Consider the following 26,789-nt stretch of genomic DNA (forward strand, 5'->3'; position numbering starts at 1 on the left):
GAAGGGGGTAGCTGGTGGCCGACGACGCGGCAATGGGGCTCTACGGGCTCACGAAACGATTCGGGACCACCGTCGCGGTGGACAACGTCCAGCTGGAGGTGCCCCGCGGATCGTTCTTCGGCCTGGTCGGGCCGAACGGCGCCGGCAAGACGACCTCGCTGTCCATGGCGGTCGGCCTGCTGCGGCCGGACGCGGGGCAGGCGCGGGTGTTCGGCGTCGACGTGTGGCGCGAGCCGGAACGGGCGAAGAGCCTGATCGGCGTGCTGCCCGACGGACTGTCCATTCCGGAACGGCTGACCGGCCGGGAACTGCTGACCTACATGGGACAGCTGCGCGGTCTCGCCCCGGACACGGTCGCCGAACGCACCCAGGAGCTGCTGGGTGTGCTGGAGCTGACCGGCGCCGAACGCACCCTGGTGATCGACTACTCCGCGGGCATGCGCAAGAAGATCGGCCTCGCGATGGCACTGCTGCACGGGCCCCGGCTGCTGGTGCTCGACGAACCGTTCGAAGCGGTGGACCCGGTGTCCGCCTCCACCATCCGCACGATCCTGCAGCGGTTCGTCTCCTCCGGCGGCGCGGTGGTGCTGTCGAGTCACGTGATGGCACTGGTCGAGCAGCTGTGCAGCCACGTCGCGGTGATCACCCACGGCCGGGTGATGGCCGCGGGCGCGGTGGCCGACGTGCGCGGCCAGGGCAGTCTGGAAGAGGCTTTCGTGCACATCGTCGGCGGACGGACCGGTGGGACGGAGGGATTGTCGTGGTTGGCGTCCTCGTCCGACTGAAACTGCGCGTACTGCGCAATTCGCTGCACGGGCGGCAGATCGCCGGCATGGTCGTCGGCGGCTTGTTCGGCCTGCTGGGAGCCGCGTTCACGATCGGCATCGCGGTGTTCCCGGTGCCGCAGGCGCGGATCACCGTCGACCTGCTCACCTCGGTGTACGCGGTGTGGGCCGCGGGCTGGATCCTGGCGCCGATCGCGACCGGCGGCGGTGACGACACCCTGCGGCCGGAACACTTCGCGCTGCTGCCGATCCCCCGGCGACGGCTCGCGATCGGCCTGCTGGCGGCGAGTTTCGTCGGCGTGACCGCACTGATCAGCCTGCTGGCGTTCTTCGGCCTGTTCGCCTACGGCCTCCGGCTCGGTGCCGGCGCGGCGTTCGTCGGGCTGGTGTTCACGGTGCTGCAGCTGGCTTTCGTGGTGCTGCTCTACCGCGTGGTGATCGCCGCGCTCGGCGCGCTGCTGACCTCCCGCAAGGGCAAGGAACTCGGCATCGTCCTGGTCGCGCTCACCGGGTTGTCCGGGGTGCTGGTGAACTACGCGATCAACAGCCTCGGGCCGGCGATCGTGAACGGCAGACTGCCCGGATTCGTGAACGTGGTGCACGTGCTGCCCTCGGGCTGGGGCACGCTCGCCGTGCACGCGGCCGGAGACGGCGCGTGGGGCACCGTCGGTGGGCTGTTCGTGGCCATGCTCGCGGTGCTCGCGGTGCTGGTGGCCGCGTGGGGTGCACTGCTCGCACGACAGGTGAGCACGCCCTCGTTCCAAGGCGCCTCGCGCACCCGCACGAAGTCCGCAGACCGGCGCACACGCCGTGGCCTGCTGCCGCAGACTCCGGTGGGAGCCGTGGCACGCAAGGAATTGCACACCTGGTGGCGCGACGCCCGGCGGCGGGTCGCGCTGCTCTCGACGTTGCTGATCGGGGTCGTGGTCACCGTCGTGCCCACGCTGTCCGGCGGAAAGTCGGTGCTACTGCCGTACTTCGGCGTGGCGGTGGTGGTTTTCGCGTGCCTGCAGGCGGGAAATCTGTACGGGCTCGACGGCAGCGCACTGTGGCACACGCTCGTGGTGCCCGGCGCCACGCGTGCCGACGTGCGGGGCAGGCAGCTCGCGTGGCTGGTGCTCGTCACACCGATCGCACTGGTGCTCACCGCGGCGCTGCCCGGTCCGCTGGGCCGGGCCTGGGCGTACCCGTGGCTGTTCGGTCTCCTGCCCGCGCTGCTGGGCGCCGGGGCCGGGCTGCTCATGCTGCAGTCGGTGTTCCTCGCGTTCCCGCTGCCCGACCAGCGGCGCAACGGAAGCCCGTGGTCGTCCGGCGGACGCCCCGGCTGCACCCGGGTGCTGCTGATGTTCGCCACCATGCTGCTGCTCGTCGTCGGCGCGCTGCCGGTGCTGGCGCTGTGCGTCGCGGGCGCGCTCGCGGACCTGCCGGTGCTGCAGTGGCTCGGCGTTCCGGCCGGGATCGCCACCGGCATCGGCCTGGCCTGGTGGTGGGGCACGATCGCGCAGCGCCGCCTCGCGACGCACGGCCCGGAGCTGCTGGCGACGGTCGGCAAGGAACGCTGAGGCAAGCCCCGCCCGCCCGTCTCGGCTCCGCCGTTGCTCGGACGACGGCGAAGTTTTTCCGGACTGCTGTGCCCGGCTCGGCGTCGGCGCTCCCGACCACCGGGTCAGGACAAGCCGTTTCCGGGAAGGACGACCATGCCCCGGCGGCTGCCACCTGGCACGCGTGCCGTGCCCGAGCGACGTCGTGCACCACTTCGGGCAGCGGCGCCGAGCGACTGGTTTTGTCGGTGGGCAGCGGTAGGTTCGAGTAATGGCGACATTGGTGACGTTCCACGCCCACCCGGACGACGAGTGTATCCTCACCGGCGGCGTGATGCGCAAGGCGGCCGACGAGGGCCATCGGGTGGTGCTCGTGGTGGCCACGCGCGGCGAGCTGGGCGAGGTACCGGAGGGTTTCCTCGCGGAGGGCGAACAGCTCTGGGAACGCCGGGTGCACGAGGTCCGGGCGGCGGGCGAGGCGCTCGGCGTGGCGCGGGTGGAGTTCCTGGGCTACCGGGATTCCGGGATGATGGGCGAGGCCACGAACGACGAGCCCGGCACGTTCTGGACCGCCCCGGTCGAGGAGGCCGCGGCCCGGCTGGCGGAGATCCTGCGCGAGGAGTCCGCCGACGTGGTCACCGTCTACGACGACCACGGCAACTACGGCCATCCCGACCACATCCAGGTGCACCGGGTCGGCATGCGGGCCGCCGAACTGGCCGGCACGCCGCGCGTCTACCAGGCCACCACCAACCGCGACCAGCTGCGCCGCGGGCTCCGCCAGGCCGTGCAGGACGACCTGATCCCGCGTGAGGCCCTCCCCGATCCGGACGCGGCGGATCCGATGGGCACCCCCGAATCGGAGATCACCGCCGCGGTGGACGTCACGCCGTATCTCAGCGCGAAACGCGCCGCGATGCGCGCGCACCCCAGCCAGATCAGCGAGGACACCTTCTTCCTCACGATGCCGGAGGAAGGATTCCGCCGGATGTTCGGCACCGAATGGTTCCTCCGGCCGGGCCACGGCCCGGGAATCACCGAGAAGGACCTGATGGCCGGGCTGTGAGCCGATCGCGGTCAAATCCACCCAAGACACCGCACCGGCCGAACCCGGCCACGGCACGGAGGCGACCAGCGGCGACACCACGCGCAACGATCACCTCCGGCCACGCCAAAGCAGCGGACGGACCCAGCCATGGCGCAGAGTCACTCGAGAGCGGGCCTGACACGGAGTTCACCCGAGGGCGAGCGGCGACGCTCGATGGGCAGAGTCCCACCGGAGGCGGAGTCGCTCGGGGGCAGAGTCGCACCGGACGCGGAGTCGCACCGGAGGAAGAGTCGCTCGGGGGGCAGAGTCTCAGAGGCGGAGTCGCTCTGGGGGCGGCGACGCCGTCGCAGCGGCCGCGCCGGTCCGCCACCACGACGACCCAGTCCGACTGCGCCATCACAACGGTCACGTCCGGCTGCGCCGCCGTAACGGCGAGCCCGGCTACGACACGGCAGCGGTCACGTCCAGCTCCGCTGGCTGGTCCGGGTAGCCGAGGCAGGTCACGCCCGCCAGTGTGCTCGCCGTGCGGAAGGCCGTTTGCAGTCCCGAGGTGGTGAACCGGGCCAGGTCCAGCGGGCACTGGCCGGCGAGGTGCACGGCCGTCCGCGCGGACACGGTGGTCACGTGGGGGTAGCGGGGTGCAGGGCGGGCGGATTCTGCCGTTCAATGGTCACCGGCCGCATCATGGCGCCCGCACCACGCGGGGGCCGGCGGTTATCGCAGCGGGAGGGCGGATGGACCGGACAGTGGACTGGGCGGACGGCGCGGTCGTGATCATCGACCAGGTCGCGCTGCCCGGACGGTACCGCACGTGCCGGCTGCGCACGGTGGACGAGCTGGTCGACGCGATCCGGCGGCTCGCGGTGCGCGGTGCACCCGCGCTGGGCGCCGCAGGAGCACTGGGTGTCGCGCTGGCGGCGTTCGCGGGCGGGGACGTCCGGGCCGAGGCCGAACGCGTCGCCGCCGCCCGGCCGACCGCGGTCAACCTCCGCTGGGGCGTCACGCAGGCGCTCGGCAGGCTCGACGCGGGCCCGGAAGCCGTACTGGCACTCGGGCAGGCGATGCTCGACGAGGACGAACGGATCTGCCGCACCGCTTCCGGGCACGCGGCGGAGGTGGTGCTGCGCTCGTGTGCCCGCCGTCCGCTGCGATTGCTGAGCCACTGCAACACCGGCCACCTCGCCGCAGTCGCCTGGGGCACCGCACTCGGCGTCGTGTGGCACCTGCGCGAACGGGGTCTCGTGGAATCGGTGCTGGTGAACGAAACCCGGCCGCTGCTGCAGGGTTCCCGGCTCACCGCGTGGGAACTGGCGATGGCCGGGGTGCCCTACCGGGTGCAGGCCGACGGTGCGGCCGCCTTCGCAATGGCACGCGGGCTCGTCGACTGCGTCCTCGTCGGTGCCGACCGCATCGCTGCCAACGGTGACGTCGCCAACAAGATCGGCACCTACGGTCTCGCGCTCGCTGCGGCACACCACCGGGTGCCGTTCGTGGTCGTCGCCCCGGAGTCCACTGTGGACGAGAGCATCGCGACCGGCGCGGGCATCGTGATCGAAGAACGCTCTGCCACCGAACTCACCGAACTCCACGGGCGGCCGGTGGCCCCGGCAGGCGCGCCCGCGTTCAATCCGGCGTTCGACGTCACCCCTGCCGAGCTGATCACCGCGGTGGTCACCGAACACGGTGTGCTGGCGCGGTGATGCACCACAGTTGCCTTGCCCACCAAGGTATTCCGGCCGGCGCCGAGCCGGGCACCGCAGCGCGGCACCCGGTCCGGCGCCTGGAACGCTCAGGGGCGTGGCCCGACCACCTCGGAACCGTCGGTGACCGTGATTGCCATCGCCGGGCACGAATCGGCGGCGTCGAGCACCGTCTCGTCCGGCTCCACCTCGTCCGCGAGCGGGCGGGCGACCGCACCGTCCAATTCGAACACTTCGGGCATCAGGGATGCGCACATCCCCGACCCGATACAGGTGTGTTGATCGACCTCGACCTGCCAGCTCATCGTCACCATCCGATCGGCATCGCGCGTGGTCCGCGGACCAGCATCTGCGTCTTCCACACGATATCGCCCGCCAGGTGCAGGCCGGGCAGCTCGCGGGTGAGCGCCTTGAGCGCCTCCTGCAGTTCGAGCCGGGCGAGCGGGGCGCCGAGGCAGTGGTGCACGCCGTGGCCGAACCCGAGGTGGTGGCTGTCCTCGCGATCGAGCACGATCCGGTCCGGCTCGCCGAACTGCAGCCGGTCGCGGTTGGCCGCGCCGACCGCAACGAGCACCGGCTCGCCCGCCCTCACCAGCACGTCGCCGACCTGCACGTCTTCGGTGGCGTAGCGGGCGAACCCGGCGCCGGCGCCGAGCGGCACGAAGCGCAGCAGCTCCTCCACCGCGGCCGGGATCAACGACGGGTCCGCGCACAGCCGTTCCCACTGCTCGTGCTGGTCGAGCAGGGCGTAGACGAAGTTCGGGATCTGGCTCGCGGTGGTCTCGTGCCCGGCCACCAGGATGCCGACGCACAGGTCCACCAGCTCCAGTTCGGTGAGCCGGTCCCGCACGTCGCGTGCCTCGATCAGCGCGGTCATCAGGTCGTCGCGGGGTTCGGCGCGGTGCTCGGCGATCAGGCCTGCCATGTACTCGCGCAGCTCCTCGCGGTTGCGCTCGGACTCCTGCGCGGTGAGCCCGCTGGTGGACAGGGAGGCGTCACTCCACGCCCGGAACTTCGGCCGGTCCGCCACCGGGACGCCGAGCAGCTCGCAGATCACCGCGACCGGGATCGGCAAGGCGTACAGGTCGACCAGGTCCGCTGGCTGCCCATGGCGCTTGAGGTCCCCGATGAACTCGTCCGCCAGCTCGGCCACCCGCGGCCGGAGCAGCTCGACGCGGCGCATGGTGAACGCCTTCGCCACGAGCGTGCGCAGCCGGGTGTGATCGGGTGGGTCCATGGTCAGGATGCCCCCGTTGCGACGGAACTCGGACATCCGCGGCTCGTCCTTCTCCAGCGACATCGCCCGCGAGAAGCGCCGGTCGCCGAGCACGAGCCGGGCGTCGGCGTAGCGCGTGGCGAGCCAGGCGGGCTCCCCGTGCCGCATGCGGACGCGGATCATGCCCTCGGCCTCGCGGGCCGCCGCATACGCCTCGTTGAGGGCGAGCCCCTCCTCCTCGTTGAACGGGTAGGCGAGCGGCTCGGTGTGCGTGGTGGTCATGCGGGCAGCTCCCGATCTCCTGGACAGTCCGGTGTGTAAGCACCTGCTTACATGCTTACTCCGGTGATACTCCCCAGACGGCACGGTTGTCCAGTCCTGCCCCGGCCGACCACCCGCTGCGACCAATCCGGTGACCGGACGTGATCCATCCACAGTGCACCCAGGCGGACCGCGGTGCCGGTCAGGCGCTGGGGATCCGGCTCACCGGCTCGGGCTTCACCCGGTCGTCCGGACCGGCAGGCGACCGGCCGGGGATGAACGCTGCGACACACAGTGCCACGATCGCCGCCGCCGAACCGATCGCCAGCACCACCCGGAACGCATCCTGCGACGGCAACTGCACCGGACCGGCCGAGGTGGTCAGCCGGGCGAGGATCACCCCGGCCGCCGCACTGGAGACCGAGGTGCCGATCGAGCGCATCAGGGTGTTCAGGCTGTTGGCCGCGGCGGTTTCGGACACCGGCACCGCACCCATCACCAGCGCCGGCATCGCACCGTAGGCCAGTCCGATGCCCGCGCTGATCACGCACGAGGTGAGCACCAGCTGCCACACCGCGGACATCAGCACGATCGCCAACGCGTAGCCGACGGCGACCACCAGCGCGCCGGCCATCAGGGTCACCTTCGGTCCACGGGCCGCGGAAATCCGGGCCGAGACCGGGGCGACCGCCATCATCACCAGCCCGCTCGGCGCCATCACCAGGCCGACCACGAGCAGCGACTGCCCGAGCCCGTACCCGGTTTCCGCAGGCAGCTGCAACAGCTGGGGCAGCACCAGCGACATGGCGAACATCGCGAACCCGAACACCGCGGAGGCGACGTTGGTCAGCAGCACCTGCCGCCGGGCGGTGACCCGCAGGTCCACCAGCGGCCGTCGGGTGCGCAGCTCCCACCGGCCCCAGACCAGCGCGACCACGACCGCGCCTGCCACCAGCCCGAGCGTCAGCCCGCTGCCCCAGCCCCAGTCCGAGCCCTTCGACACCGCCAGCAGCAACGCCACCAGCACCACGGACAGTCCCGCCGCGCCGACGAAGTCGAACCGGCCGCCCGCGCGGACCCGCGATTCCGGCACCAGCACCCACACCAGCACCAGTACCACCGCGCCCAGTACCGCCGAGGTCCAGAAGAGCAGGTGCCAGTCGGCACGCTCGGCCAGCAACGCCGCCAGCGGAAGCCCCAGCGCACCACCGATCCCGAGGGAGGCGCTCATCAGCGCGGTGGCCGCGCCGAGCCGCTCGGCCGGGAGCTCGTCGCGCATGATGCTGATCCCCAGCGCGATCACACCGGCCGAAAGCCCCTGCAACGCGCGTCCGGTGATCATCGGCACCAGACTGTCGCTGGTCGCCCCGATCACCGACCCCGCGATCAGCATCAGCACGCTCACCAGCAACATCCGCCGCTTGCCGTACATGTCACCGAGCCGCCCGACCGTAGGCGTCGCCACCGCCGCGGCCAGCAACGTCGCGGTGACCGCCCAGGCAGCGTCCGCCGCGGACGCGTGCAGCAACGACGGCAGTTTCGGCACGAGCGGGATGATCAGCGTCTGCATCAACGAGACGACCACCCCGGCCAGCGCCAGCACCGCCACGATCACCCCACCCCGGCCGGACCGCACTTCGGCGACAGCAGACATTCGACACCCTCCTCGCCAGCACGTCAGCGTGATTCAATCACCTGACTTAACAAGAGTCTACCGGTATCGGACAGGAGGACACATAAAGGCCACCTCAAACAGACGGGGAGGCTTGCACTGAGGCGGGTTGGGCTGGGCTGGATCGGGTTGGGGCGAGTTGGGCCGGGCCGGGTGGGGCGAGTTGGGCTGGGCCGGGCGGGCCGGGTTGGGGCGAGTTGGGCCGAGCCGGGTTGGGCCGGGCCGGGTGGGCCGGGTTGAGCTGGGCCGGGCTGGGCCGGGTTGGGTTGGGCCGGGCCGGGCCGGGCTGGGCCGGGCTGGGCCGGGTTGGGTTGGGCCGGGCCGGGCTGGGCCGGGTTGGGCCGGGTTGGGTTGGGCCGGGTGGGGCGAGTTGGGTTGGGTTGGGGCGAGTTGGGGCGAATCGGGCGGCTCGGGCTGGATCGGATCGGGCCGCGAGCGGCCGAGCACGGTGCAGGTCAGCCAGGTCGCCGGAGCAACGGCGCAGACAGGTCGCCGAGGTCACCGGGCTGCCGAAGTCGCGAAGCGGCTGGGGCACAGGCATATCCAGGCAACCAAACCACCCAGGCCACCCGACTCCCAACGTCGCCAGGCAACCAAACCACCCAGGCCACCCGACTCCCAACGTCGCCAGGCGGCCAAGCCACACACCTACCTGCGCAACGGGCCGGTTCGGCGGACGTTTGCTGCCTTGTCCGCGGCTTCGGCGGCAAGCGTTTAACATCGGCGAACGCACGCGTGAGCACAGGAGGCCGGATGACCGCCGAGCAGCCGCCGCGCCGGCGTGACGCCGCCGCCACGAAGGCTGCGTTGCTGGACGCCGCGGCCGAACTCTTCGCCGAACGGGGTTTCGACCGCACCACGGTGCGCGAGATCGCGAACCTCGCCGGCGTAAACCAGGCACTGCTCTTCCGGTATTTCGGCAGCAAAGAAGCCTTGTTCGAGCTGGTGATGACGCGGGACAGTTTCGCGCACCTCAAGGCGACCCCACCCGAGCACCTCTTCGGGGAAGCCCTGCGCGCGCTGCTCGCGCCCGATCACCGGCACCGCTCGCTCGAAACGTACCTGCGCTCCAGTGGTACCGACGGCGCCGGCGCCGCACTGCGTCAGCAGCTCGGCCAGGAGTACGCGCGCACGCTGGCCACCCTCACCGACGAGCCGGACGCCGAACTCCGCGCCGACCTCGCCCTCGCGTGGCTGCTGGGCATCGGGCTGGTCCGCTCGGTCACCCGCAAGGATCCCCTGGCCACCGCGGCCCCCGACGACATCGAACGGCTGGTCGGGCCGGCAGTGCGGAGCCTGCTGGAACGCAACGGGCCGGCCGGCGGGTGAGTCACCACGCCGATCGTGCCCGCAAGGCCTGCCGCAGCAGCTGGGCCAGGTGCAGTGCCCGCCGTCCGGACTCCTGTTCGATCTGGGTGCGGCAGCTGAACCCGTCGGAAAGGACCACAGTGGACTCCTCGGCCGCCCGTACCGCGGGCAGCAGCCGGTCTTCGGCACAGGCGAGCGAAACGTCGTAGTGGCCGCGTTCGAAACCGAAGTTGCCGGCAAGGCCACAGCAGCCGGAGTCGAGCGTCGTGTTGCGCACACCTGCCGCGGCGAGCGCAGCCTCGTCCGCCGCGAAACCGAGCACGGCGTGCTGGTGGCAGTGCACCTGGGTGATCGTCTCCACGTCCAGCTCCGCCGAAAGCGGTTCGGGTGCGTCGGCCAGTAGTTCGGCGAACGTGCGGGTCCGGGTGGCCAGCAGCGCGGCCGTCGGGTCACCGGGCAGCAGCGCGGGCAGATCTCCGCGGAACAGCGCGGTACAGCTCGGTTCCAGACCGGCCACCTCGTACCCGGCGGCAAGATAGGGCTCCAGCACGGAAAGCGTGCGACGCAGCACCCGCCGGGCGACGTCCAGCTGTCCGGTGGAAACCCACGTCAGTCCACAACAGACACCCCGGTCCGGCAGCACCACGTCGTAGCCCGCCGCGGTGAGCACCTCGGCCGCGGCGTCGAGGACGTCCGGGGTGAGGTAGTTGTTGAACGAATCCGGCCACAGCACCAGCCGCCGCGGGCCGCTCGCCCAGCGGCGCAGATCGGCGCGGGTCCGGGTGAACGGCGCGGCGGCGAATTCCGGCAGGTCGCGTTCCTCGGCGAGGCCGCCGAGCCGCTTCAGCGCCGTGGCCGCCCAGCGGCGGCGCGCGAAGAAGTTCGCCACGCGGGGGGCCAGCGCGACCCCGCGCAACCACATCGGCAGCCAGCCCATCGAGTAGTGCGAGGCCGGACGCACCCGTCCGCGGTAGTGCTGGTGCAGGAACTCGGCCTTGTACGTGGCCATGTCGACGTCCACCGGGCAGTCGGAGAGACATCCCTTGCAGGACAAGCACAAATCGAGGGCGTCCGCGACCTCTTGGGAGCGCCAGCCGTCCCTGATCACCTCGCCGTTGATCATTTCCGCCAGCAGGTGCGCACGCCCGCGGGTGGAGTGCTGCTCCTCGCGGGTCACCCGGTAACTCGGGCACATCACGCCGCCACCGCCGGTGTTGCGGCATTTGCCGACCCCGACGCACCGCCGCATCGCCTGCCCGAAGCTGCCCTGGTCGTCCGGATAGCCGAGCACCGTGACGTCCTCGATCTCCAGCGGCGCCCGGCGCACCCGCAGATCGGCGTCCACCGGCCGCGGATCGACGATGATCCCCGGGTTCATCCGCCCGTCCGGGTCGAAGATCCCCTTGAACCGGGCGAACAACGCCATCATCTCCGGGCTGTACATCCGCGAAAGCAGCTCCGAACGCGCCTGGCCGTCGCCGTGCTCCCCGGACAGCGAACCGCCGTGTGCGGCGACCAGATCCGCCGCTTCTTCCAGGAACCGGCGGAACTGCGCCTGCCCCGGCGTGGACAGCAGGTCGAAGTCGAGCCGCAGGTGCAGGCAGCCCTCGCCGTAGTGGCCGTAGACGACGCTGCGGCGCCCGTGCCTGCGCATCAGCTCCTTGAACCCGCGCAGGTAGGAACCCAGCCGTTCGGGCGGTACCGCGGCGTCTTCCCAGCCGGGCCAGGCCTCGCAACCGTCGGCCAGGCGCGTCGCCAGGCCCGCGCCTTCCTCCCGGATGCGCCACAACCGGCGTTGCGCGACCGGATCGTCGAGCACCACCGAACCGGTCAGCGCACTGCCGAGCGAGGCCGCCACATCGTGCGCCCGCGCGGCCGCCTCCGCCGGCGAATCGCCGGCCAGTTCCACGAACAGCCAGGCGCCGCCCGGCGGCAGCCCGCGGTCGCCGCCCGGTTCGAGGAGCCCGACGAGTTCCGCGTCGACTCCTTCCACGGTCAGCGGCGACCACGGCAGGATCTCCGGCACCACGTCGGCCGCGGCGATGTCCGAATCGAACCCCAGTACGGCCAGCACCCGGTGGGCAGGCAGGGCAGCGAGCCCGACCGTCGCCTCCAGCACCGTGACGCAGGTGCCCTCACTGCCGACGAGTGCCTTGGCGACGTCGAAGCCGTTCTCCGGCAACAGGTGCTCCAGTCCGTAGCCGGAGACCCGGCGTGGCCAGGTGGAAAGCTCGGTGCGCAGCAACGCGAGATTGTCCCGCACCAAAGACCGCAGCTCGCTGAAGACCCGGCCCTCGGTGCCCGGCAGCGCCGCCCTGCGGTCCACTTCGGACGGATCGGCCGGGCCGACGGTCAACCGGGTGCCGTCATACAGCAGGACGTCCAGCTCACGTACCACGTCGACGGTGCGGCCCCAGGCCACCGAATGCGAACCGCAGGCGTTGTTGCCGATCATCCCGCCGATCGTGCACCGGCTGTGTGTGGAGGGATCGGGCCCGAACCGCAGTCCGTGCGGCGCGGCGAGCCCCTGGAGGTCGTCGAGCACCGTGCCGGGCGCGACGCGCGCGAGCCGGGCCTGCGGATCGAGCCACCGCACACCACGCACGTGCCGGGAGGTGTCGACCACGAGCCCCGGCCCGCATGCGTTGCCTGCCACGCTCGTCCCGCCGCCACGCGCGACCACCGGCACGCCGCGTTCGCGCGCCGCGGTCACCGCCGCGACCACGTCGTCCACCGTCTCGGGCAGCACGACGCCGAGCGGCACGTGCCGGTAGTTCGACGCGTCGGTCGTGTAGAGGGCCAGCGTCGCGGGGTCGGTCCGGATCTCCACCCCCCTATTCAAGACACCCCGTCAGACGACCGCCGGGCGGGGTGCGGCGAGCCGTTGCCGCACCTGCTCTGCTGCCTCGGCGTGCGGGGTCCTGCCGTGCACGCGCGCATCGGCCAGCAAGCGCGAGACGACGTCGCCGATCCGGTCCACCCGGGCCGCGGCCACCGGATGGTCCACCCCGTCGATCTCCCTGGCCAGTGCGTAGACCACGCCTCCTGCGCTCGCGACGTAGTCCGGCACCCACACCACGCCACGCGCGGCCAGTGCTTCCGCCGCCCGGTCGTCCACGAGCTGGTTGTTCGCCGGGCCGACGACGAGCCGGGCACCCACCTCGGTGTCGTCGCCGAGGACGCCGCCGACGGCCGAGGGCACGAGGATGTCCGCTTCGGTGGCGATCGCGGCCTCCGGCTCGACCCACTCGTAGCCGAGCCGGCGCGCCACCGCCCGGGTGGCCGGGTCGACGTCGGAAACCACGACCTCGGCACCCGCGGCGGCCACGGCCTGCGCGACCAGGCCGCCCACCGCACCGTGTCCGCTGACCACGATCCGGCGGCCGGCCGGGTCCGGGCTGCCGAACACCGCGGCGGACGCGGAGCGCAACGCCGCCAGCACCCCTTGTGCGGTGGGACCGCTGGACGAGCCGATGCCGCCGGCCGAGGCGGGTACGCAGAACGCGTGCGGGCCGGTTTCCCGGAGTACGAGCATGTCTTCGGGCCCGGTTCCGACGTCCGGGCCTGCCAGGTAGTCGCCGCCGAACGAAGCGATGAGGTCCGCGTGGTCGAGCAGGACCGCACGTCGTTCGGCGGGGGTGAGCTGCTGTCCCGGCGCGAGCGCGATGACGCTCTTCCCGCCGCCCGCGCGCAACCCGGCGATGGCCAGTTTGTCCGTCATCGCGGCCGAAAGCCGCAGCACGTCCCGCTCGGCCTCGGCGAACCCCCGATACTGCTTCATCCGGCAACCACCTACCGCGGGGCCCAGTGCCCTCGAGTGCACCGCGACCATCGTGGTGATCCCCGACCGGCGGCCGCGGCGGACCACCAGCCGGTCGTGTGCCCAGGGCAGGTTTCGGTCGGTCATTCAGCACTCCTTCTGTACTTCCACTGGTCGATACGGCCGAAGTTAGACTCACAAGCGCCGTTCATCGGGAAACGGCGAACAAAATTCGGTAGCGGAGGAGCACAGAGCATGCTGGACGAACTTGATTCGGCGATCGTGCGTCACCTGCAGGAGGACGCACGGCAGACCAACCGCGACGTCGCACGGAAGGTCGGCGTCGCACCGTCGACCTGCCTGGAACGGACGCGGCTGCTGCGGGAGCGGGGCGTGCTGCGCGGCTACCACGCGGACGTCGACCTGCCGAGCCTCGGCCGCGGCGTGCAGGCCATGGTGTCCGCGCAGGTCCGCCCGCTGAGCCGGGCGGTGATCGACGCGTTCCAGCGGTCGATGGTGGAACTGCCCGAGGTGCTGTCGGTGTACGTCGCGGCGGGCAGTGACGACTTCCTGATCCACGTGGCCGTGCGTGACAACGAACACCTGCACGCATTCCTCACCGACCGGCTGGCGTTGCGCAAGGAGGTGGTCGGGTTCCGCAGTTCGATCATTTTCCGGCACTTCCGCAAGACGACCGTGGAGGAATTGCCGGAACCGATCACCCGCGGTGGCGGGAGGCACCCCTGAAATTGCCGCGACATGCCCCCAGAGAACGCGTGAAATACGCGACAACGTGATCCTCGCGACGGAAACTGTCGGTGGTCTGAGTTTGTCTTGAACCGAGGACCGAAAGGAGGCACCGGCATGGCGACCGCACTGAACCACCGTGAACGGGCCACCCTCGCCGCGGTGGCCGCCGGCCACGCGGAGATCAGCTGCAGCTGCGAACCCGACCTCTTCGTGGACGGTCTGAGCTGCTGCGACCAGTCGACCACCCGCGCGCTGGTCCGCCGTGGCCTGATCGAACCCGCCGCAACCGGCCGCCCGTGCGGAGAACGCGTCCCGGCAACCCTGACCTCGGCAGGCACCAAAGCCCTGCAGGGAGCGGAAACCGCCGCGGCAGCCTGAACCCGTGGTGGCCTGAACCCCGCCGCCGCGCACCCCAGAGCGGCCCGAAACCTCCCCTGGGGCGGCGGCCCGAACTCCACTCGCCGGGTGCACCGTGGCCACCCGCGGCAGCAGCCCCACCCACCGGGCGCCCCGCGGCCCACCCGCCTGACACCCGCGGAGGCCCGAATCTCACTCGCCGGGCAACCCGCGGCCCACCAGCCTGACACCCCGCAGAGACCCGAACCCCACTCACCGGGCAACCCGCGGCCCACCAGCCTGACACCCCGCAGAGACCCGAACCCCACTCACCGGGCAACCCGCGGCCCACCAGCCTGACACCCCGCAGAGACCCGAACCCCACTCACCGGGCAATCCCACGCGACGGCGACCCTCTTGTCCGTGGAGCGTGCGAACCCCGCCGATGCGGCTCGGTCACCCGGCGGCTGATCATTTCGGCCGGAATGATCAGCCGTTCGGCAGGGCGCTGTCCCCGGCGCTTTACCTGGGGTGTGGATTGCCTGCCGGGGAGAAATCCGCGGCGTGGTCGCGCACCCATTGCGTGAACGTCCGTCCGGGACGGCCCAGGGCTCGCTCGACGTCGCCGGAGGCCTCGAGCATCCAGGCGAACCGGGGGTCGGCCAGCCAGTCGCCGGGGCCGGCGCCGTCGGGCCGGTCCAGGTGCAGCACGGCCCGCCCGGCGGCCGCGGGCCAGCCGCCCCTCGCCTGAAGTGCCGCCTCCGCGGTGCGGAGGTCGAGCACGTGGTGGGCAAGCCGTTCGCCCAGTACCTCCCCGATCGCGTCGATCTGGTCCCGCACGCTCAGCTTCGCCGGCCCCGTCACGACGTAGGCCTGCCGGTCGTGGCCGTCCTCCAGCAGTGCGGCGGCCGCCAGGTCGGCCACGTCGCGCTCGTGCACCGGAGCCGAGGCCAGCGCCGGCAGATCCGGCCACGAGACTTCGCGACGGCGGCGGATCGACTCGCCCCACAGCCGCAGCTTGTTGTGCGCGAACTCGCCGGGTCGCAGGTGCGTCCAGCGCGCTCCGGACGCCTCGACCGCGGCCTCCATCGGCGCGTGCAGCGGATCACGCAGCTGCTCCACCGCCGCGTTCATCGACGACAGCAGCACGATCCGCTCGACGCCGGCAGCACGCGCCACACCGGCCAGCTCGGGCGCTGCCATCGGGAAGAGAAACATCCGGTCGACCCCGGCGAACACCGGCGTGAGATCCCCGGGCCGGGAGAGGTCGCCCGCGAAGACCTCCACCCGCGGGTCGAACGCCACCCGGTCCGGCTGCCGCGTCACCACCCGGACCGGCGCCCCCGCGGTGAGCAGCGCGTCGACGACCTCCGACCCGATCAGCCCCGTCGCGCCGGTGACCAGCACGGTCATCGCAGCGTCTCCCGTTCGGTGAGCGCCCGATCGAGATTGTCGGCCATCACCGTCATCGCGTGCACCGCGTGGACGTAGTCCTGCTCGGTCTGGCCCTGCAGCACCACCTGCCACGTGGTGTCCTGGGCCGCCGCCATGGCGCGAAACCCTCGCTCGCCCTCGGCCGTCAGCTCCAGCACGGCTTCACCGGATCCGGCGCGACGTCCGAGCCATCCCCGCGTGAGCAGATCGTCGGCCACCTTCCGGGTTTCCTCAGCGGTGTAGAACAACGCCGCTTCGGCGACGAAGGTTTCCAGTGCCGGCTCGTCGTGCTCATGGACCCAGCGCAGCAATTGCCAATGCCGCCGCCGCAGCCCGAAGCGCTCCTCGAACAGGCCGTCGACGAACGCCGTCAGGCCGTCCTGAAGCCGCTTGGCCGCCACGCCGATCGGCACCAGATGTGCCAGCCGTTGCGCCGGGGTCTGCCCGTCGCTCTGTTCCGTTCCCGTGTGCATGGCCCACACCGTGATACTTGAACCGCACTTGAAGTCAACACACCGTCATCCGCCGCCGCGGATCCACTTCTCCCCCAGCCCCACCGCTTCGGCCGTACCGCCGGTCGTGTCGGCCAGCCAGGCCGTGAAGCGGGGTTCCTCGTCCGGCGGCACGCCCACCTCGAAGTGGGCCGCGGCCTCGAAGCGGGTCTCGTGCAGGGCATATGGCGACGCCCGCAAATCGTTCTCCAGGCGGCCGGAGCGGGTGTAGTCCACCTCGATGTCGAACAGGCGCAAGCGCCGGTACTCCACCACGCCCACCGCGTCCAGCGCTTCCGACACCGCCTGCCCGTACGCCCGGATCAGACCGCCCGCGCCGAGAAGCACACCGCCGAAGTGCCGGGACACCACCGCGACCGTGTCGGTCACCGCACGGCGCCGCAGGACTTCCAGCATCGGCACGCCTGCCGTGCCCGCGGGTTCGCCGTCGTCGCTGGAACGCTGGGTACGGCCGTCCGGGCCGAGAACGAAGGCGTGACAGTGGTGGCGCGCCGCGGGTTCGGCCCGGCGCCGGGCGGCGATCACCTCGCGCGCGGTCGCTTCCTCCCCCGCGGGAGCGAGGGCGCAGAGGAACCGCGAACGGCGGATCTCGATCTCGTGCAGTCCCCTGGCCACCACGGACAGATAACGATCAGTCATCGGCACTGCACCTCACACCGCCAGGTCAACCGGGCGCCGCAGCCGCGAGAACCCCCGGCCACGAGACTGTTTGCACAGGTCAGCACCGCTGCCGCCCGGGTGCCGGGAGACCCGGTCCGGCATATGGGAGTACCCGGAGGGCCGTCAACGCAACCGTGGCATTTCCCACCCACGCACCGCGACGTATGTCGATAACTACGATTTCACACTATCGTCATAAGACCCGGCGAACCCGGGGTGATCACCACGCGCCCGGCCGGCCCCCCACCACAAAGGCCGACCGACGCGCAGGTGTGCCTGTACAGCGACGTGCAGGACCACTACCGCCGCCCACCGCCGTGCGGCCGGAACCACCCTGCCCGGTCCCGGGCAGGGACCTGGTTTCCTTCTCGACTGACCATCGCGGTTCCGAACCACTTCGTTAACCGGTTCAGTGACGAACCCTCCGATGGAGTGAGCAGAACCGCGCCGACGCCCTGGGAGGCGGCCAGCCGTGACCCACAGTTCCAGCACCCCGGCCACTGGTGGCCTGTACGACCCCGAGACCGAGCACGACGCGTGCGGGGTCGCGTTCGTCGCGGACCTGACCGGCCGCCGAGACCATCAGATCGTGGCGAAAGCCTTGATCGCGCTGCGGAATCTGGAGCATCGCGGTGCGCGCGGGGCCGAACCGGAAACCGGGGACGGCGCCGGCCTGCTGATCCAGGTCCCGGACGAGTTCTACCGCGAGGTGGTCGGCTTCGAACTGCCGCGCGCGGGCCGCTACGCCGTGGGCACCGCCTTCCTGCCGCGCGACGAGAAACGCCGCGGCCGGGCCATGACCACAATCGAGCGGATCGCCGCCGAGGAGGACATGCGCGTGGTGGGCTGGCGCGAGCTGCCGGTGGACGCCGCGCACTGCGGGCCGACCGCGGCCGAGACCATGCCGCATTTCGTCCAGCTCTTCCTCGCCGGGCGCCGCAACAACCGCGAAGGCCTGCCGCTGGAGCGCGCCGCGTTCTGCGTGCGCAAGCGCGCCGAGCACGAGCTGGCCGAGGACGACGTCTACTTCCCGTCGCTCTCCTCGCGCACGATCGTCTACAAGGGAATGCTCACCGAGCCACAGGTGGCGCGGTTCTTCCCGGACCTCACCGACGAACGCGTGACGAGCGCGATCGGGCTGGTGCACTCGCGGTTCTCCACCAACACCTTCCCGTCGTGGCCGCTGGCGCACCCGTACCGGTACGTGGCGCACAACGGCGAGATCAACACGCTCAAGGGCAACCGCAACTGGATGGACGCCCGCGAGGCCCTGCTGGAGACCGACCTCGTCCCCGGTGAGCTCAAGCGCATCTACCCGGTCATCACCCGTGGCGCGAGCGACTCCGCCTCCTTCGACGAGGTGCTGGAGATGCTGCACCTCGGCGGGCGTTCGCTGCCGCACTCGGTGCTCATGATGATCCCGGAGGCCTGGGAGAACCACCAGGAGATGGACCCCGCACGGCGGGCGTTCTACGAGTTCCACTCCACGCTGATGGAGCCGTGGGACGGTCCGGCGCTGGTCGCGTTCACCGACGGCACGCAGATCGGCGCGGTGCTCGACCGCAACGGCCTGCGCCCCGGCCGGTACTGGGTCACCGACGACGGACTGGTCGTGCTCGCCAGTGAGGTCGGCGTGCTGGAGCTGGACCAGTCCACGATCGTGCGCAAGGGCCGGCTCGAGCCGGGCCGGATGTTCCTGGTGGACACCGCCGAGGGCCGGATCGTCGAGGACGAGGAGATCAAGGGCGGGCTGGCCACCGCGCATCCCTACGACGAGTGGGTGGAAGCCGGGCTGCTGCGCCTGGAGGACCTGCCCGAGCGCGACCGCGAAGTACCGCTGCACGCGGCGCTCGTGCGCAGGCAGCAGGCTTTCGGCTACACCGAAGAAGAACTGGACACGCTGCTCGAACCGATGGCGCGCGCCGGCGCGGAGCCGATCGGTTCGATGGGCAACGATTCACCACTCGCCTCGCTCTCGTCGCGGTCGCGGCCGTTGTTCGACTACTTCATCCAGCTGTTCGCGCAGGTCACCAACCCGCCGCTGGACGCGATCCGGGAGGAGCTGGTGACCGCGCTCGGCACCCAGCTCGGCGCGGAGCCGAACCTGCTGGCCTCGGATGCCTCCTCCTGTCGCCGGATCGTGCTGCCGTTCCCGGTGCTGGACAACGACCAGCTGGCGAAACTGGTGCACGTCAACGACGACGGTGACCTGCCGGAGTTCCAGGCGGTCACCGTGCTCGGCCGGTACAACGTGCACGGCGGCGGCGAAGCCCTCGTGCAGCGGCTGGACGAGATCCGCACCGAGGTGTCCGAGGCGATCGAAGACGGTGCGCGGCTGATCGTGCTGTCCGACCGCGGGATCGACCAGGACCACGCGCCGATCCCGTCGCTGCTGCTCACCGGAGCGGTGCACCACCACCTGGTCCGGGAGAAGACCCGCACCCAGGTCGGCCTCATCGTGGAGGCGGGCGACGCACGCGAGGTGCACCACATCGCGCTGCTCATCGGCTACGGTGTGGCCGCGGTGAACCCGTACCTCGCGATGGCCACCGTCGAGGAGATGGCGCACCAGGGCCTGATCCCGGGCGTGACGCCGAAGCAGGCGACCACGAACCTGATCAAGGCGCTCGGCAAGGGCGTGCGCAAGACCATGTCGAAGATGGGTGTGTCCACTGTGGCCTCCTACACCGGGGCGCAGATCTTCGAGGCGGTCGGGCTCGGGGCCGAGGTGGTCGACACCTGCTTCACCGGTACCACCTCGCGGCTCGGCGGCGTCGGCTTCGACACTATCGCCGAGGAGGTCACGCAACGGCACGTGCGTGCCTTCCCCGCCGACGGCGTCCGCGCGAACCACCGTGAGCTGGAAACCGGCGCGGACTACCAGTGGCGCCGCGAAGGCGAGCCCCATCTGTTCAATCCGCAGACCGTGTTCAAGCTGCAGCACTCCACGCGCAGCGGGAAGTACGAGATCTTCAAGGAATACACCAAGGCGGTCGACGACCAGGCCGAGAAGCTGCTGACGCTGCGCGGGCTGTTCGACTTCGACCACGGTGCGCGCACGCCGGTGCCGATCGAGGAGGTCGAGCCGGTTTCGGAGATCGTGAAGCGGTTCGCCACCGGGGCCATCTCCTACGGTTCGATCTCGATGGAGATGCACCAGACCCTCGCCATCGCGATGAACCGCCTCGGCGGCAAGTCGAACACCGGTGAAGGCGGTGAAGACGCGGAACGGCTCTACGACCCCGAGCGCCGCTCCGCGGTGAAGCAGGTCGCGAGCGGCCGGTTCGGTGTGACGAGCGAGTACCTGGTCAACGCCGACGACATCCAGATCAAGATGGCGCAGGGCGCGAAGCCCGGCGAAGGCGGGCAGCTGCCCGGCGCGAAGGTGTACCCGTGGATCGCCAAGACGCGGTTCTCCACGCCCGGCGTCGGCCTCATTTCGCCGCCGCCGCACCACGACATCTACTCCATCGAGGATCTGGCCCAGCTGATCCACGACCTCAAGAACGCCAACCCGGACGCGCGCGTCCACGTGAAGCTCGTGTCCGAGGTCGGCGTCGGCACGGTCGCCGCCGGAGTGTCCAAAGCGCACGCCGACGTGGTGCTGATCTCCGGACACGACGGCGGTACCGGCGCCTCCCCGCTGTCGTCGATCAAGCACGCCGGCGGCCCGTGGGAGCTGGGGCTGGCCGAAACGCAGCAGACGCTGCTGGCCAACCGGCTGCGCGACCGGATCGTGGTGCAGACCGACGGGCAGCTCAAGACCGGCCGCGACGTGGTGATCGCCGCGCTGCTCGGCGCCGAGGAGTTCGGCTTCGCGACCGCGCCGCTGGTGGTGTCCGGCTGCATCATGATGCGCGTGTGCCATCTGGACACCTGCCCGGTGGGCGTCGCGACGCAGAACCCGAAGCTGCGGGAGAAGTTCAGCGGCAAGGCCGAATACGTGGTGAACTTCTTCGAGTTCATCGCCCACGAGGTCCGGGAGTACCTGGCGGAGCTGGGTTTCCGGTCGATCGCCGAGGCGGTCGGGCACGCCGAGCTGCTGGACAAGCGCAAGGCGGTGGAGCACTGGAAGGCCGCGGGGCTCGACCTGTCGCCGATCTTCCACGTGCCCGAGCTGGCCCCGCGCGCCAGCAGGCACCAGGTCGTGGCCCAGGATCACGGGCTGGACAAGGCACTGGACAACACGCTGATCCAGCTCGCCGAGGGCGCATTGGCCTCCGGCGACAAGGTGCGGCTGGAACTGCCGGTGCGCAACGTCAACCGCACCGTGGGCACCATGCTCGGTTCGGAGCTGACGAAGAAGTGGGGCGGCGAAGGCCTGCCCGACGACACCATCGACGTCACCTTCACCGGCACCGCGGGCCAGTCGTTCGGCGCGTTCGTGCCGAAGGGCATCACGCTGCGGCTCTACGGCGACGGCAACGACTACGTCGGCAAGGGCCTCTCCGGCGGCCGGATCGTGGTCCGTCCGCCGAAGGACTCGCCGATCGTCGCCGAGGAGCACATCATCGCCGGCAACGTGATCGGCTACGGCGCCACCAGCGGTGAGATCTTCATCCGCGGCCAGGTCGGGGAACGCTTCTGCGTGCGCAATTCCGGCGCGCTTGCGGTCGTCGAGGGCGTGGGCGACCACGGCGGCGAATACATGACCGGCGGCCGGATCGTGGTGCTCGGCGGGATCGGGCGCAACTTCGCGGCCGGCATGTCCGGCGGCGTCGCCTACGTGCTGGACCTGCCCGCGCACCGGGTGAACCCGGAGATGGTGGACCTCGATCCACTCGACACCGAGGACACCGACTTCCTCCGCGAGACCGTGGAAAAGCATTACAACGAAACGGAATCCGCCGTCGCACGGGACCTGCTGGCGGACTGGGACGCGGCCGTCGACCGGTTCGGCAAGGTGATGCCGAAGGACTACAAGCGCGTGCTCGCCGCCCAGGTGCAGGCAGAACGCGACGGGCGAGACGTGAACGAGGCGATCATGGAGGCCGCTCATGGCTGACCCCAAGGGCTTTCTGACCACCACTCGCGAAGAGCCGAAGCGGCGTCCGGTGGATCTGCGGCTGATGGACTGGCGTGAGGTCTACGAGGACTTCGCGACCACCCGGCTGGAGAAGCAGGCGGGCCGGTGCATGGACTGCGGCATCCCGTTCTGCCACCAGGGCTGTCCGCTCGGGAACCTGATCCCGGAGTGGAACACGCTGGTGTGGCGGGAAGATTGGCGCGAGGCGAGCGAACGGCTGCACGCGACCAACAACTTCCCGGAATTCACCGGCACGCTCTGCCCGGCACCGTGCGAGACCGCGTGCGTGCTCGGCATCAACGACGATCCGGTGACCATCAAGCGGGTCGAGATCTCGATCATCGACCGGGCGTTCGCCGAGGGCTGGGTCGAACCGCAGGTGCCGCTCGTGCAGACCGGCAAGAAGGTGGCCGTGGTCGGTTCCGGGCCCTCCGGGCTGGCCGCAGCGCAGCAGCTGACCCGCGCCGGGCACAGCGTCGTGGTGTACGAGCGAGCGGACAAGATCGGCGGGCTGCTGCGCTACGGCATCCCCGAGTTCAAGATGGAAAAGTCCCGGCTGGACCGCCGGATCGAGCAGATGCGCGCGGAGGGCACGGAATTCCGCACGTCGGTGAACGTCGGGGTGGACGTGTCCACCGGGGAACTGCGCGAGAACCACGACGCGGTGGTGCTGGCGGGCGGGGCGACCGCCTGGCGTGATCTGCCGATCGACGGCCGCGAGCTGGACGGCATCCACCAGGCGATGGAGTTCCTGCCGCCGGCCAACCGGGTGGCCTCCGGCGAGCTGGACTCCTCGCCGTACTCCGCGGCCGGGCTGGACGTGGTCGTGATCGGCGGCGGTGACACCGGCGCGGACTGCGTCGGCACCTCGCACCGGCAGGGCGCGAAATCGGTGACCCAGCTGGAGATCATGCCGAAGCCGCCGGAGTCGCGTTCGGACGCGCACCCGTGGCCGACGTACCCGATGATCTACCGGGTCTCCTCCGCGCACGAGGAAGGCGGCGAGCGGCTGTACTCGGTCAACACGCAGCAGTTCCTCAGTGACGACAACGGCCGGGTGCGCGCGCTGCAGCTGGTCGAGGTGCGTAACGAGGACGGGAAGTTCGTCCCGGTCGAAGGCACCGAACGCGAACTGCCCGCCCAGCTGGTGCTGCTGGCGATGGGCTTCGTCGGCCCGCAGCGCGAAGGCCTGCTCACCGAGCTCGGCGTGGACCTCGACCAGCGCGGCAACGTCGCGCGCGGCAAGGATTTCCGCACCAGCCTGGACAACGTCTTCGTGGCCGGCGACATGGGCCGCGGCCAGTCCCTGATCGTGTGGGCGATCGCCGAGGGCCGCTCGTGCGCGGCCGGGGTGGACGCCTACCTGAGCGGCCGGGACGTGCTCCCGGCCCCGATCGCGCCGACCGACCGGCCGATCTCCTGAGCTCGGGGTGGATGCGTCACCGTCGCCGCGTCCACCCCGCCTTCCGGGCGGGTGCGACAGCGTGGTCGCACCCGCCTTCTTCTTCGTCCGGACGAGCCCGGACAGCTCACCGGTCCGCGAGCGCGGCCGTGTGCCCGAGGATGACCTCGACGCTTTCCGCGACGCTCGACGCCGCGGTGTCGATCACCAGGTGTTCCCGTTCCCACGGCTCGTAATGCCGTTCGAGCACCTGCTGCCAGGTCGGCAGTTCCAGACCGTCGATGTCGGCGGTCCGGTTCTCCACGCGGGCACGGTGCTCGTCCGGGCGGGAGCAGACGAGTTCGACTTCGAGCGTCCACTCGCCGTACCGGTCGCCGAGGTTTTTCCAGGCATCCCTGGTGATTTTCAGCGGATTGACGCATTCGGCGACCACCGGGAGACCGATCGCGAGCTGGTCGCGGGCCAGTGCGTAGCCGGCCAGGTAACCGGCGGCCCTCGGCGGTTCCGGCAGTTCACCGGAGTCGAGCAGTGCCTGCTCGATGCTGTCGATCCGCAAGTAGGCAGCACGCAGCTCGCGCGCCAGCGGGACTGCCACCGTCGACTTGCCGGTGCCGGGCAGGCCGCCGAGGAGGACCAATCCGGGCCGGGTCACCGGCCTTCCTCCGCGGAATGCCGCTCGCGCAGCACATCCAGCGCCAGCAGCCCGGCGCCCAGCCGGCCCGCCTCGTCGCCCAGTTTCGCGATGCGCAGCTCCGGCATGCGCTGGAAGGTCAGGGCCGAGCCGAGCCAGTCACGGATCGGGTCGAGGACGTACTCGGTCGCGGTGAACAGGCCGCCGCCCAGGACGATCACCTCCGGCGCCAGCAAGGTGAGCAGGGTGCGCAGGCCGTGCGCGAGTGCGTCGAGTGCTTCGGACACCACGATCTGTGCTGCCTCGTCGCCTTGGCGGGCTGCGTCGACCACCGGCTGCGCACCGTCCGCCGGGCGGCCGGTCCGTTCGGTGTAGCGGCGCGCGATCGACGACGCCGACGCGATCGCCTCCAGGCACCCGGTCGCGCCGCAGCCGCACCGGCCGGGGTGGCCCACGTCGATGTGCCCGACCTCGCCGGCCAGCCCGTGCGCCCGGTAAAGCCTGCCGTCGAGTTGCAGTGCCGCGGCGATACCGGTGCCGACCGCGACGAACGCCGCGTCCCGGCAGCCCTGGCCCGCCCCCACGCGGAACTCGGCAACCCCGCCCGCACGCACGTCGTGCCCGAAGGCCACCGGCAGGCCCAGCCTGCGTTCCAGCAGATCGCCGAACGGGACGTCCCGCCAGTCGAGGTTCGCCGAGAACCTCGCCACCCGGTCCTGCTCGTCCACGATCCCGGGGACCACGACGCCGACCGCGTCCGGCGCGGCGGTACCGGCCTCCCCGATCAGCGCGGCGACCACCGAAGCCGTCTGCTCGGCCAGTGCCGTGCCGTCCGCGCCGCGTGCGGTGCGTTCGCGGCGGGTCGCGAGAACGTTCAGGTCACCGTCGAGCAGAGCCGCCTTCACCGTCGTGCCGCCGACGTCCAGTGCCGCCACCAGTTCAGCCATGCCTGCGATTCTTCCACCTGGCGGGGTGCCCGCGTGCGGTCTCCGTGAGGGCCTACGGTGAGCGGGTGCGGAACCACCTGATCGACGTGGCCCTCGCGCTCGGAGTGACCGGGCTCCTCGTGGCCGAGGGGCTCAACGGCGTCCGGCACACGCCGTTCTGGCCGGTGGCGGTCGGCATCGTCTTCGTGGCGCTGTTGCTGCGCCGGCGTTACCCGCTGGGCACCATGCTGGTCGTGACGGCGGTCGCGGTGTTCACGCCGACCCCGCTCTTCCCGCCGTTCTTCACGCTCTACACCGTCGCCGCGCTGCGGGGTCCGAAGTGGCCGACCGCGGTCGCGGTGCTCGCCGAACTCGTCCTCATGTTCGGCTTCGCACCGCCGCACGACCTTCAGGGCTGGCGGGTCGCCGGGTTCGAGATCGTGCTGATGGTGATCGTCCCGGCGCTGGCCGGACTGTGGATGTACCAGCGGGCGGCGCTGCTCGGCGCCCTGCGGGACCGCGCGGACCAGGCCGAACGCGAGCGGGACCTGCTCGCCGACCGAGCGGTGACCGCCGAACGGCGCCGGATCGCCCGGGAAATGCACGACGTGGTCGCACACCGGGTCAGCATCGTCGCGCTGCAGGCGGGGGCGCTGTCCGTGCGAGCGCCGGACGAGGCGACCGGGCAGCTGGCCGAAGTGATCCGCGAGTCCAGTTCGGCCGCGCTGACCGAACTTCGCGACATCCTCCAGGTGCTGCGCGACGACAGCCCGGAATCGCGCGCGCTCCCGGCACCGACGCTGACCGGCGTGCGGGAGCTCACCACGGACCTCGCCGCGGCGGGCTCGCCGGTGCGTGCCGAGCTGCCCGATCCGCTGCCGGAGGTCTCGGACCAGGTCGGCCGGGCGGCGTACCGGATCGTGCAGGAGGCACTCACCAACGCCGCCAAGCACGCTCCCGGCACGCCGATCGACGTGCGGCTGGGTACCGAAGAAGAGGCACTGGTGGTGGAGGTCGCCAATCCGCTCGCCGGTTCGTCCGGGCTGCCCGGCGCCGGTTACGGCGTGATCGGCATGCGCGAACGGGTCACGCTGGCAGGCGGTTCGTTGCGGGCGGGACCGGACGGTGCGGGCAGCTACCGGGTACGGGCGGTCTTCCCGCACGCAGGGGGCGCGGAATGCTGAAAGTCCTCTTGATCGACGACGAGACCCTGGTGCGCAGCGGAATCCGGCTGATCCTGGAGTCCGATCCGGACATCGAGGTGGTCGCCGAGGCGGCCGACGGCAGCGGTGTGCTGGGCCTGGTGCGCCGGCACCGGCCGGAGGTCGTGCTCACCGACATCCAGATGCCCGGTGTCGACGGCCTCGAGGTGGTCCGCCTGGTGACCGCCGAACCGGATCCGCCCGCGGTGGTCGTGCTGACCACATTCGACCTCGAGGACTACGTGCACACCGCGCTGCGCCACGGCGCGACCGGTTTCCTGCTCAAGGACACCCCGCCGCGTGAGCTGGTGCAGGCGATGCACGTGGTCGGCGGCGGCGAGGCGATGCTGTCGCCGTCGATCACCCGGCGGCTGCTCACCCGGTTCGCCTCCGGTGAAGCGAGCACGTCCGCCCGCAGCAGGCTGGATCCCCTCACCCCGCGCGAACGTGAGGTGGCGGTGGCCGTCGGCCATGGCTCGAGCAACGCCGAGATCGCCCGCGGGCTGGGACTGAGCGAGGCCACCGTGAAAGTCCACTTGGGACGGATCATGGCCAAGACGGAGGCGGTGAACCGGACTCAGGTGGCGATTCTGGTGCACGACGCAGGACTGGCCTGACC

22 protein-coding genes are annotated in these 26,789 nt (G+C 71.1%); 11 read left to right on the forward strand and 11 right to left on the reverse strand.

What is annotated here, in order from left to right; translation table 11 throughout:
- Positions 1 to 14: 14 nt before the first annotated feature.
- The 3 genes from ABD793_RS17580 (at position 15) to ABD793_RS17590 (ending at position 3,392) form a co-directional block, all read left to right on the forward strand.
- On the forward strand, positions 15 to 785 hold the full coding sequence (locus ABD793_RS17580) for an ABC transporter ATP-binding protein (RefSeq protein WP_344861176.1): 771 nt from the start codon (positions 15 to 17) through the stop codon (positions 783 to 785).
- Entirely contained in the window at positions 761 to 2,347 is a 1,587-nt protein-coding gene (locus tag ABD793_RS17585) for a hypothetical protein (RefSeq protein ID WP_344861178.1), read from the forward strand. The genes ABD793_RS17580 and ABD793_RS17585 overlap by 25 nt, the downstream gene beginning before the upstream one ends.
- 250 nt (positions 2,348 to 2,597) lie before the next feature.
- Positions 2,598 to 3,392, forward strand: a complete 795-nt coding sequence (locus tag ABD793_RS17590) for a PIG-L family deacetylase (RefSeq protein ID WP_344861180.1) — start codon at positions 2,598 to 2,600, stop codon at positions 3,390 to 3,392.
- A gap of 423 nt (positions 3,393 to 3,815) precedes the next feature.
- Here the strand turns inward: ABD793_RS17590 and ABD793_RS17595 are convergent, their stop codons facing one another.
- Positions 3,816 to 3,989 carry a hypothetical protein gene (locus tag ABD793_RS17595; RefSeq protein WP_344861182.1) on the reverse strand — a complete coding sequence of 58 codons (174 nt, stop codon included), beginning with the start codon at positions 3,987 to 3,989 and terminating at the stop codon, positions 3,816 to 3,818.
- Between the two features lie 119 nt (positions 3,990 to 4,108).
- Here ABD793_RS17595 and mtnA point away from each other — a divergent pair, with 119 nt between their 5' ends.
- Entirely contained in the window at positions 4,109 to 5,074 is a 966-nt protein-coding gene (gene mtnA, locus ABD793_RS17600; protein WP_344861184.1) for an S-methyl-5-thioribose-1-phosphate isomerase, read from the forward strand.
- A gap of 89 nt (positions 5,075 to 5,163) precedes the next feature.
- Here the strand turns inward: mtnA and ABD793_RS17605 are convergent, their stop codons facing one another.
- From ABD793_RS17605 to ABD793_RS17615, 3 genes are all read right to left on the reverse strand, one after another.
- A complete protein-coding gene (locus ABD793_RS17605) occupies positions 5,164 to 5,379 on the reverse strand; it encodes a ferredoxin (protein ID WP_344861186.1) in 216 nt (71 codons plus the stop codon).
- A gap of 2 nt (positions 5,380 to 5,381) precedes the next feature.
- Positions 5,382 to 6,572, reverse strand: a complete 1,191-nt coding sequence (locus tag ABD793_RS17610) for a cytochrome P450 (protein ID WP_344861188.1) — start codon at positions 6,570 to 6,572, stop codon at positions 5,382 to 5,384.
- Positions 6,573 to 6,753: 181 nt separating this feature from the next.
- Entirely contained in the window at positions 6,754 to 8,205 is a 1,452-nt protein-coding gene (locus tag ABD793_RS17615) for an MFS transporter (RefSeq protein ID WP_344861190.1), read from the reverse strand.
- Between the two features lie 771 nt (positions 8,206 to 8,976).
- On the opposite strand from ABD793_RS17615, the gene ABD793_RS17620 reads away from it, so the two are divergent.
- On the forward strand, positions 8,977 to 9,552 hold the full coding sequence (locus tag ABD793_RS17620) for a TetR/AcrR family transcriptional regulator (RefSeq protein ID WP_344861192.1): 576 nt from the start codon (positions 8,977 to 8,979) through the stop codon (positions 9,550 to 9,552).
- Position 9,553: 1 nt separating this feature from the next.
- Here the strand turns inward: ABD793_RS17620 and ABD793_RS17625 are convergent, their stop codons facing one another.
- On the reverse strand, positions 9,554 to 12,361 hold the full coding sequence (locus ABD793_RS17625) for an FAD-binding and (Fe-S)-binding domain-containing protein (RefSeq protein WP_344861194.1): 2,808 nt from the start codon (positions 12,359 to 12,361) through the stop codon (positions 9,554 to 9,556).
- Between the two features lie 21 nt (positions 12,362 to 12,382).
- Positions 12,383 to 13,438 carry a Glu/Leu/Phe/Val dehydrogenase dimerization domain-containing protein gene (locus ABD793_RS17630; protein ID WP_344861196.1) on the reverse strand — a complete coding sequence of 352 codons (1,056 nt, stop codon included), beginning with the start codon at positions 13,436 to 13,438 and terminating at the stop codon, positions 12,383 to 12,385.
- 111 nt (positions 13,439 to 13,549) lie between these two features.
- Between ABD793_RS17630 and ABD793_RS17635 the strand changes: the two genes are divergently transcribed.
- Together ABD793_RS17635 and ABD793_RS17640 are read left to right on the forward strand one after the other, a co-directional pair.
- Positions 13,550 to 14,038: an Lrp/AsnC family transcriptional regulator gene (locus tag ABD793_RS17635; protein WP_344861771.1), complete on the forward strand. Its 489-nt coding sequence runs from the start codon at positions 13,550 to 13,552 to the stop codon at positions 14,036 to 14,038.
- Positions 14,039 to 14,155: 117 nt separating this feature from the next.
- A complete protein-coding gene (locus tag ABD793_RS17640; RefSeq protein ID WP_344861198.1) occupies positions 14,156 to 14,419 on the forward strand; it encodes a hypothetical protein in 264 nt (87 codons plus the stop codon).
- Positions 14,420 to 14,899: 480 nt separating this feature from the next.
- Here the strand turns inward: ABD793_RS17640 and ABD793_RS17645 are convergent, their stop codons facing one another.
- From ABD793_RS17645 to ABD793_RS17655, 3 genes are read right to left on the reverse strand one after another with little or no spacing between them, the layout of a single operon-like run.
- Entirely contained in the window at positions 14,900 to 15,790 is an 891-nt protein-coding gene (locus ABD793_RS17645) for an SDR family oxidoreductase (RefSeq protein WP_344861200.1), read from the reverse strand.
- A complete protein-coding gene (locus tag ABD793_RS17650; RefSeq protein ID WP_344861202.1) occupies positions 15,787 to 16,284 on the reverse strand; it encodes a hypothetical protein in 498 nt (165 codons plus the stop codon). The genes ABD793_RS17645 and ABD793_RS17650 overlap by 4 nt, the downstream gene beginning before the upstream one ends.
- A 45-nt stretch (positions 16,285 to 16,329) precedes the next feature.
- Entirely contained in the window at positions 16,330 to 16,962 is a 633-nt protein-coding gene (locus ABD793_RS17655; protein WP_344861204.1) for a YigZ family protein, read from the reverse strand.
- A gap of 493 nt (positions 16,963 to 17,455) precedes the next feature.
- Here ABD793_RS17655 and gltB point away from each other — a divergent pair, with 493 nt between their 5' ends.
- Positions 17,456 to 21,988 carry a glutamate synthase large subunit gene (gene gltB, locus ABD793_RS17660; RefSeq protein ID WP_344861206.1) on the forward strand — a complete coding sequence of 1,511 codons (4,533 nt, stop codon included), beginning with the start codon at positions 17,456 to 17,458 and terminating at the stop codon, positions 21,986 to 21,988.
- Positions 21,981 to 23,432 (forward strand): glutamate synthase subunit beta, encoded by a 1,452-nt coding sequence (locus ABD793_RS17665; RefSeq protein WP_344861208.1) that lies wholly within the window; start codon positions 21,981 to 21,983, stop codon positions 23,430 to 23,432. Before gltB ends, ABD793_RS17665 begins: the two co-directional genes overlap by 8 nt.
- Positions 23,433 to 23,538: 106 nt before the next feature.
- On the opposite strand, the gene ABD793_RS17670 is transcribed toward ABD793_RS17665, so the two are convergent.
- Positions 23,539 to 24,063, reverse strand: coding sequence for a P-loop nucleotide/nucleoside kinase family protein (locus tag ABD793_RS17670; RefSeq protein ID WP_344861210.1), 525 nt, complete (start codon positions 24,061 to 24,063; stop codon positions 23,539 to 23,541).
- Complete coding sequence (locus tag ABD793_RS17675) at positions 24,060 to 24,989, reverse strand: ROK family protein (RefSeq protein WP_344861212.1); 930 nt, start codon at positions 24,987 to 24,989, stop codon at positions 24,060 to 24,062. Before ABD793_RS17675 ends, ABD793_RS17670 begins: the two co-directional genes overlap by 4 nt.
- A 65-nt stretch (positions 24,990 to 25,054) precedes the next feature.
- Between ABD793_RS17675 and ABD793_RS17680 the strand changes: the two genes are divergently transcribed.
- Positions 25,055 to 26,152, forward strand: a complete 1,098-nt coding sequence (locus ABD793_RS17680; RefSeq protein ID WP_344861214.1) for a sensor histidine kinase — start codon at positions 25,055 to 25,057, stop codon at positions 26,150 to 26,152.
- Complete coding sequence (locus tag ABD793_RS17685) at positions 26,146 to 26,787, forward strand: response regulator (protein ID WP_344861216.1); 642 nt, start codon at positions 26,146 to 26,148, stop codon at positions 26,785 to 26,787. The genes ABD793_RS17680 and ABD793_RS17685 overlap by 7 nt, the downstream gene beginning before the upstream one ends.
- Positions 26,788 to 26,789 lie beyond the last annotated feature (2 nt).

Source organism: Amycolatopsis ultiminotia, from assembly GCF_039536925.1.
Classification (GTDB): Bacteria; Actinomycetota; Actinomycetes; order Mycobacteriales; family Pseudonocardiaceae; genus Amycolatopsis; species Amycolatopsis ultiminotia.

Bases quoted from the DNA above. Each gene is read 5' to 3' on its own strand.
- ABD793_RS17590 (WP_344861180.1), top strand. From the start codon at position 2,598: ATGGCGACATTGGTGACGTTCCACGCCCACCCGGACGACGAGTGTATC.
- mtnA (WP_344861184.1), top strand. From the start codon at position 4,109: ATGGACCGGACAGTGGACTGGGCGGACGGCGCGGTCGTGATCATCGAC.
- ABD793_RS17605 (WP_344861186.1), bottom strand. From the start codon at position 5,379: ATGAGCTGGCAGGTCGAGGTCGATCAACACACCTGTATCGGGTCGGGG.
- ABD793_RS17610 (WP_344861188.1), bottom strand. From the start codon at position 6,572: ATGACCACCACGCACACCGAGCCGCTCGCCTACCCGTTCAACGAGGAG.
- ABD793_RS17615 (WP_344861190.1), bottom strand. From the start codon at position 8,205: ATGTCTGCTGTCGCCGAAGTGCGGTCCGGCCGGGGTGGGGTGATCGTG.
- ABD793_RS17620 (WP_344861192.1), top strand. From the start codon at position 8,977: ATGACCGCCGAGCAGCCGCCGCGCCGGCGTGACGCCGCCGCCACGAAG.
- ABD793_RS17630 (WP_344861196.1), bottom strand. From the start codon at position 13,438: ATGACCGACCGAAACCTGCCCTGGGCACACGACCGGCTGGTGGTCCGC.
- ABD793_RS17640 (WP_344861198.1), top strand. From the start codon at position 14,156: ATGGCGACCGCACTGAACCACCGTGAACGGGCCACCCTCGCCGCGGTG.
- ABD793_RS17645 (WP_344861200.1), bottom strand. From the start codon at position 15,790: ATGACCGTGCTGGTCACCGGCGCGACGGGGCTGATCGGGTCGGAGGTC.
- ABD793_RS17650 (WP_344861202.1), bottom strand. From the start codon at position 16,284: ATGCACACGGGAACGGAACAGAGCGACGGGCAGACCCCGGCGCAACGG.
- ABD793_RS17655 (WP_344861204.1), bottom strand. From the start codon at position 16,962: ATGACTGATCGTTATCTGTCCGTGGTGGCCAGGGGACTGCACGAGATC.
- ABD793_RS17665 (WP_344861208.1), top strand. From the start codon at position 21,981: ATGGCTGACCCCAAGGGCTTTCTGACCACCACTCGCGAAGAGCCGAAG.
- ABD793_RS17675 (WP_344861212.1), bottom strand. From the start codon at position 24,989: ATGGCTGAACTGGTGGCGGCACTGGACGTCGGCGGCACGACGGTGAAG.
- ABD793_RS17685 (WP_344861216.1), top strand. From the start codon at position 26,146: ATGCTGAAAGTCCTCTTGATCGACGACGAGACCCTGGTGCGCAGCGGA.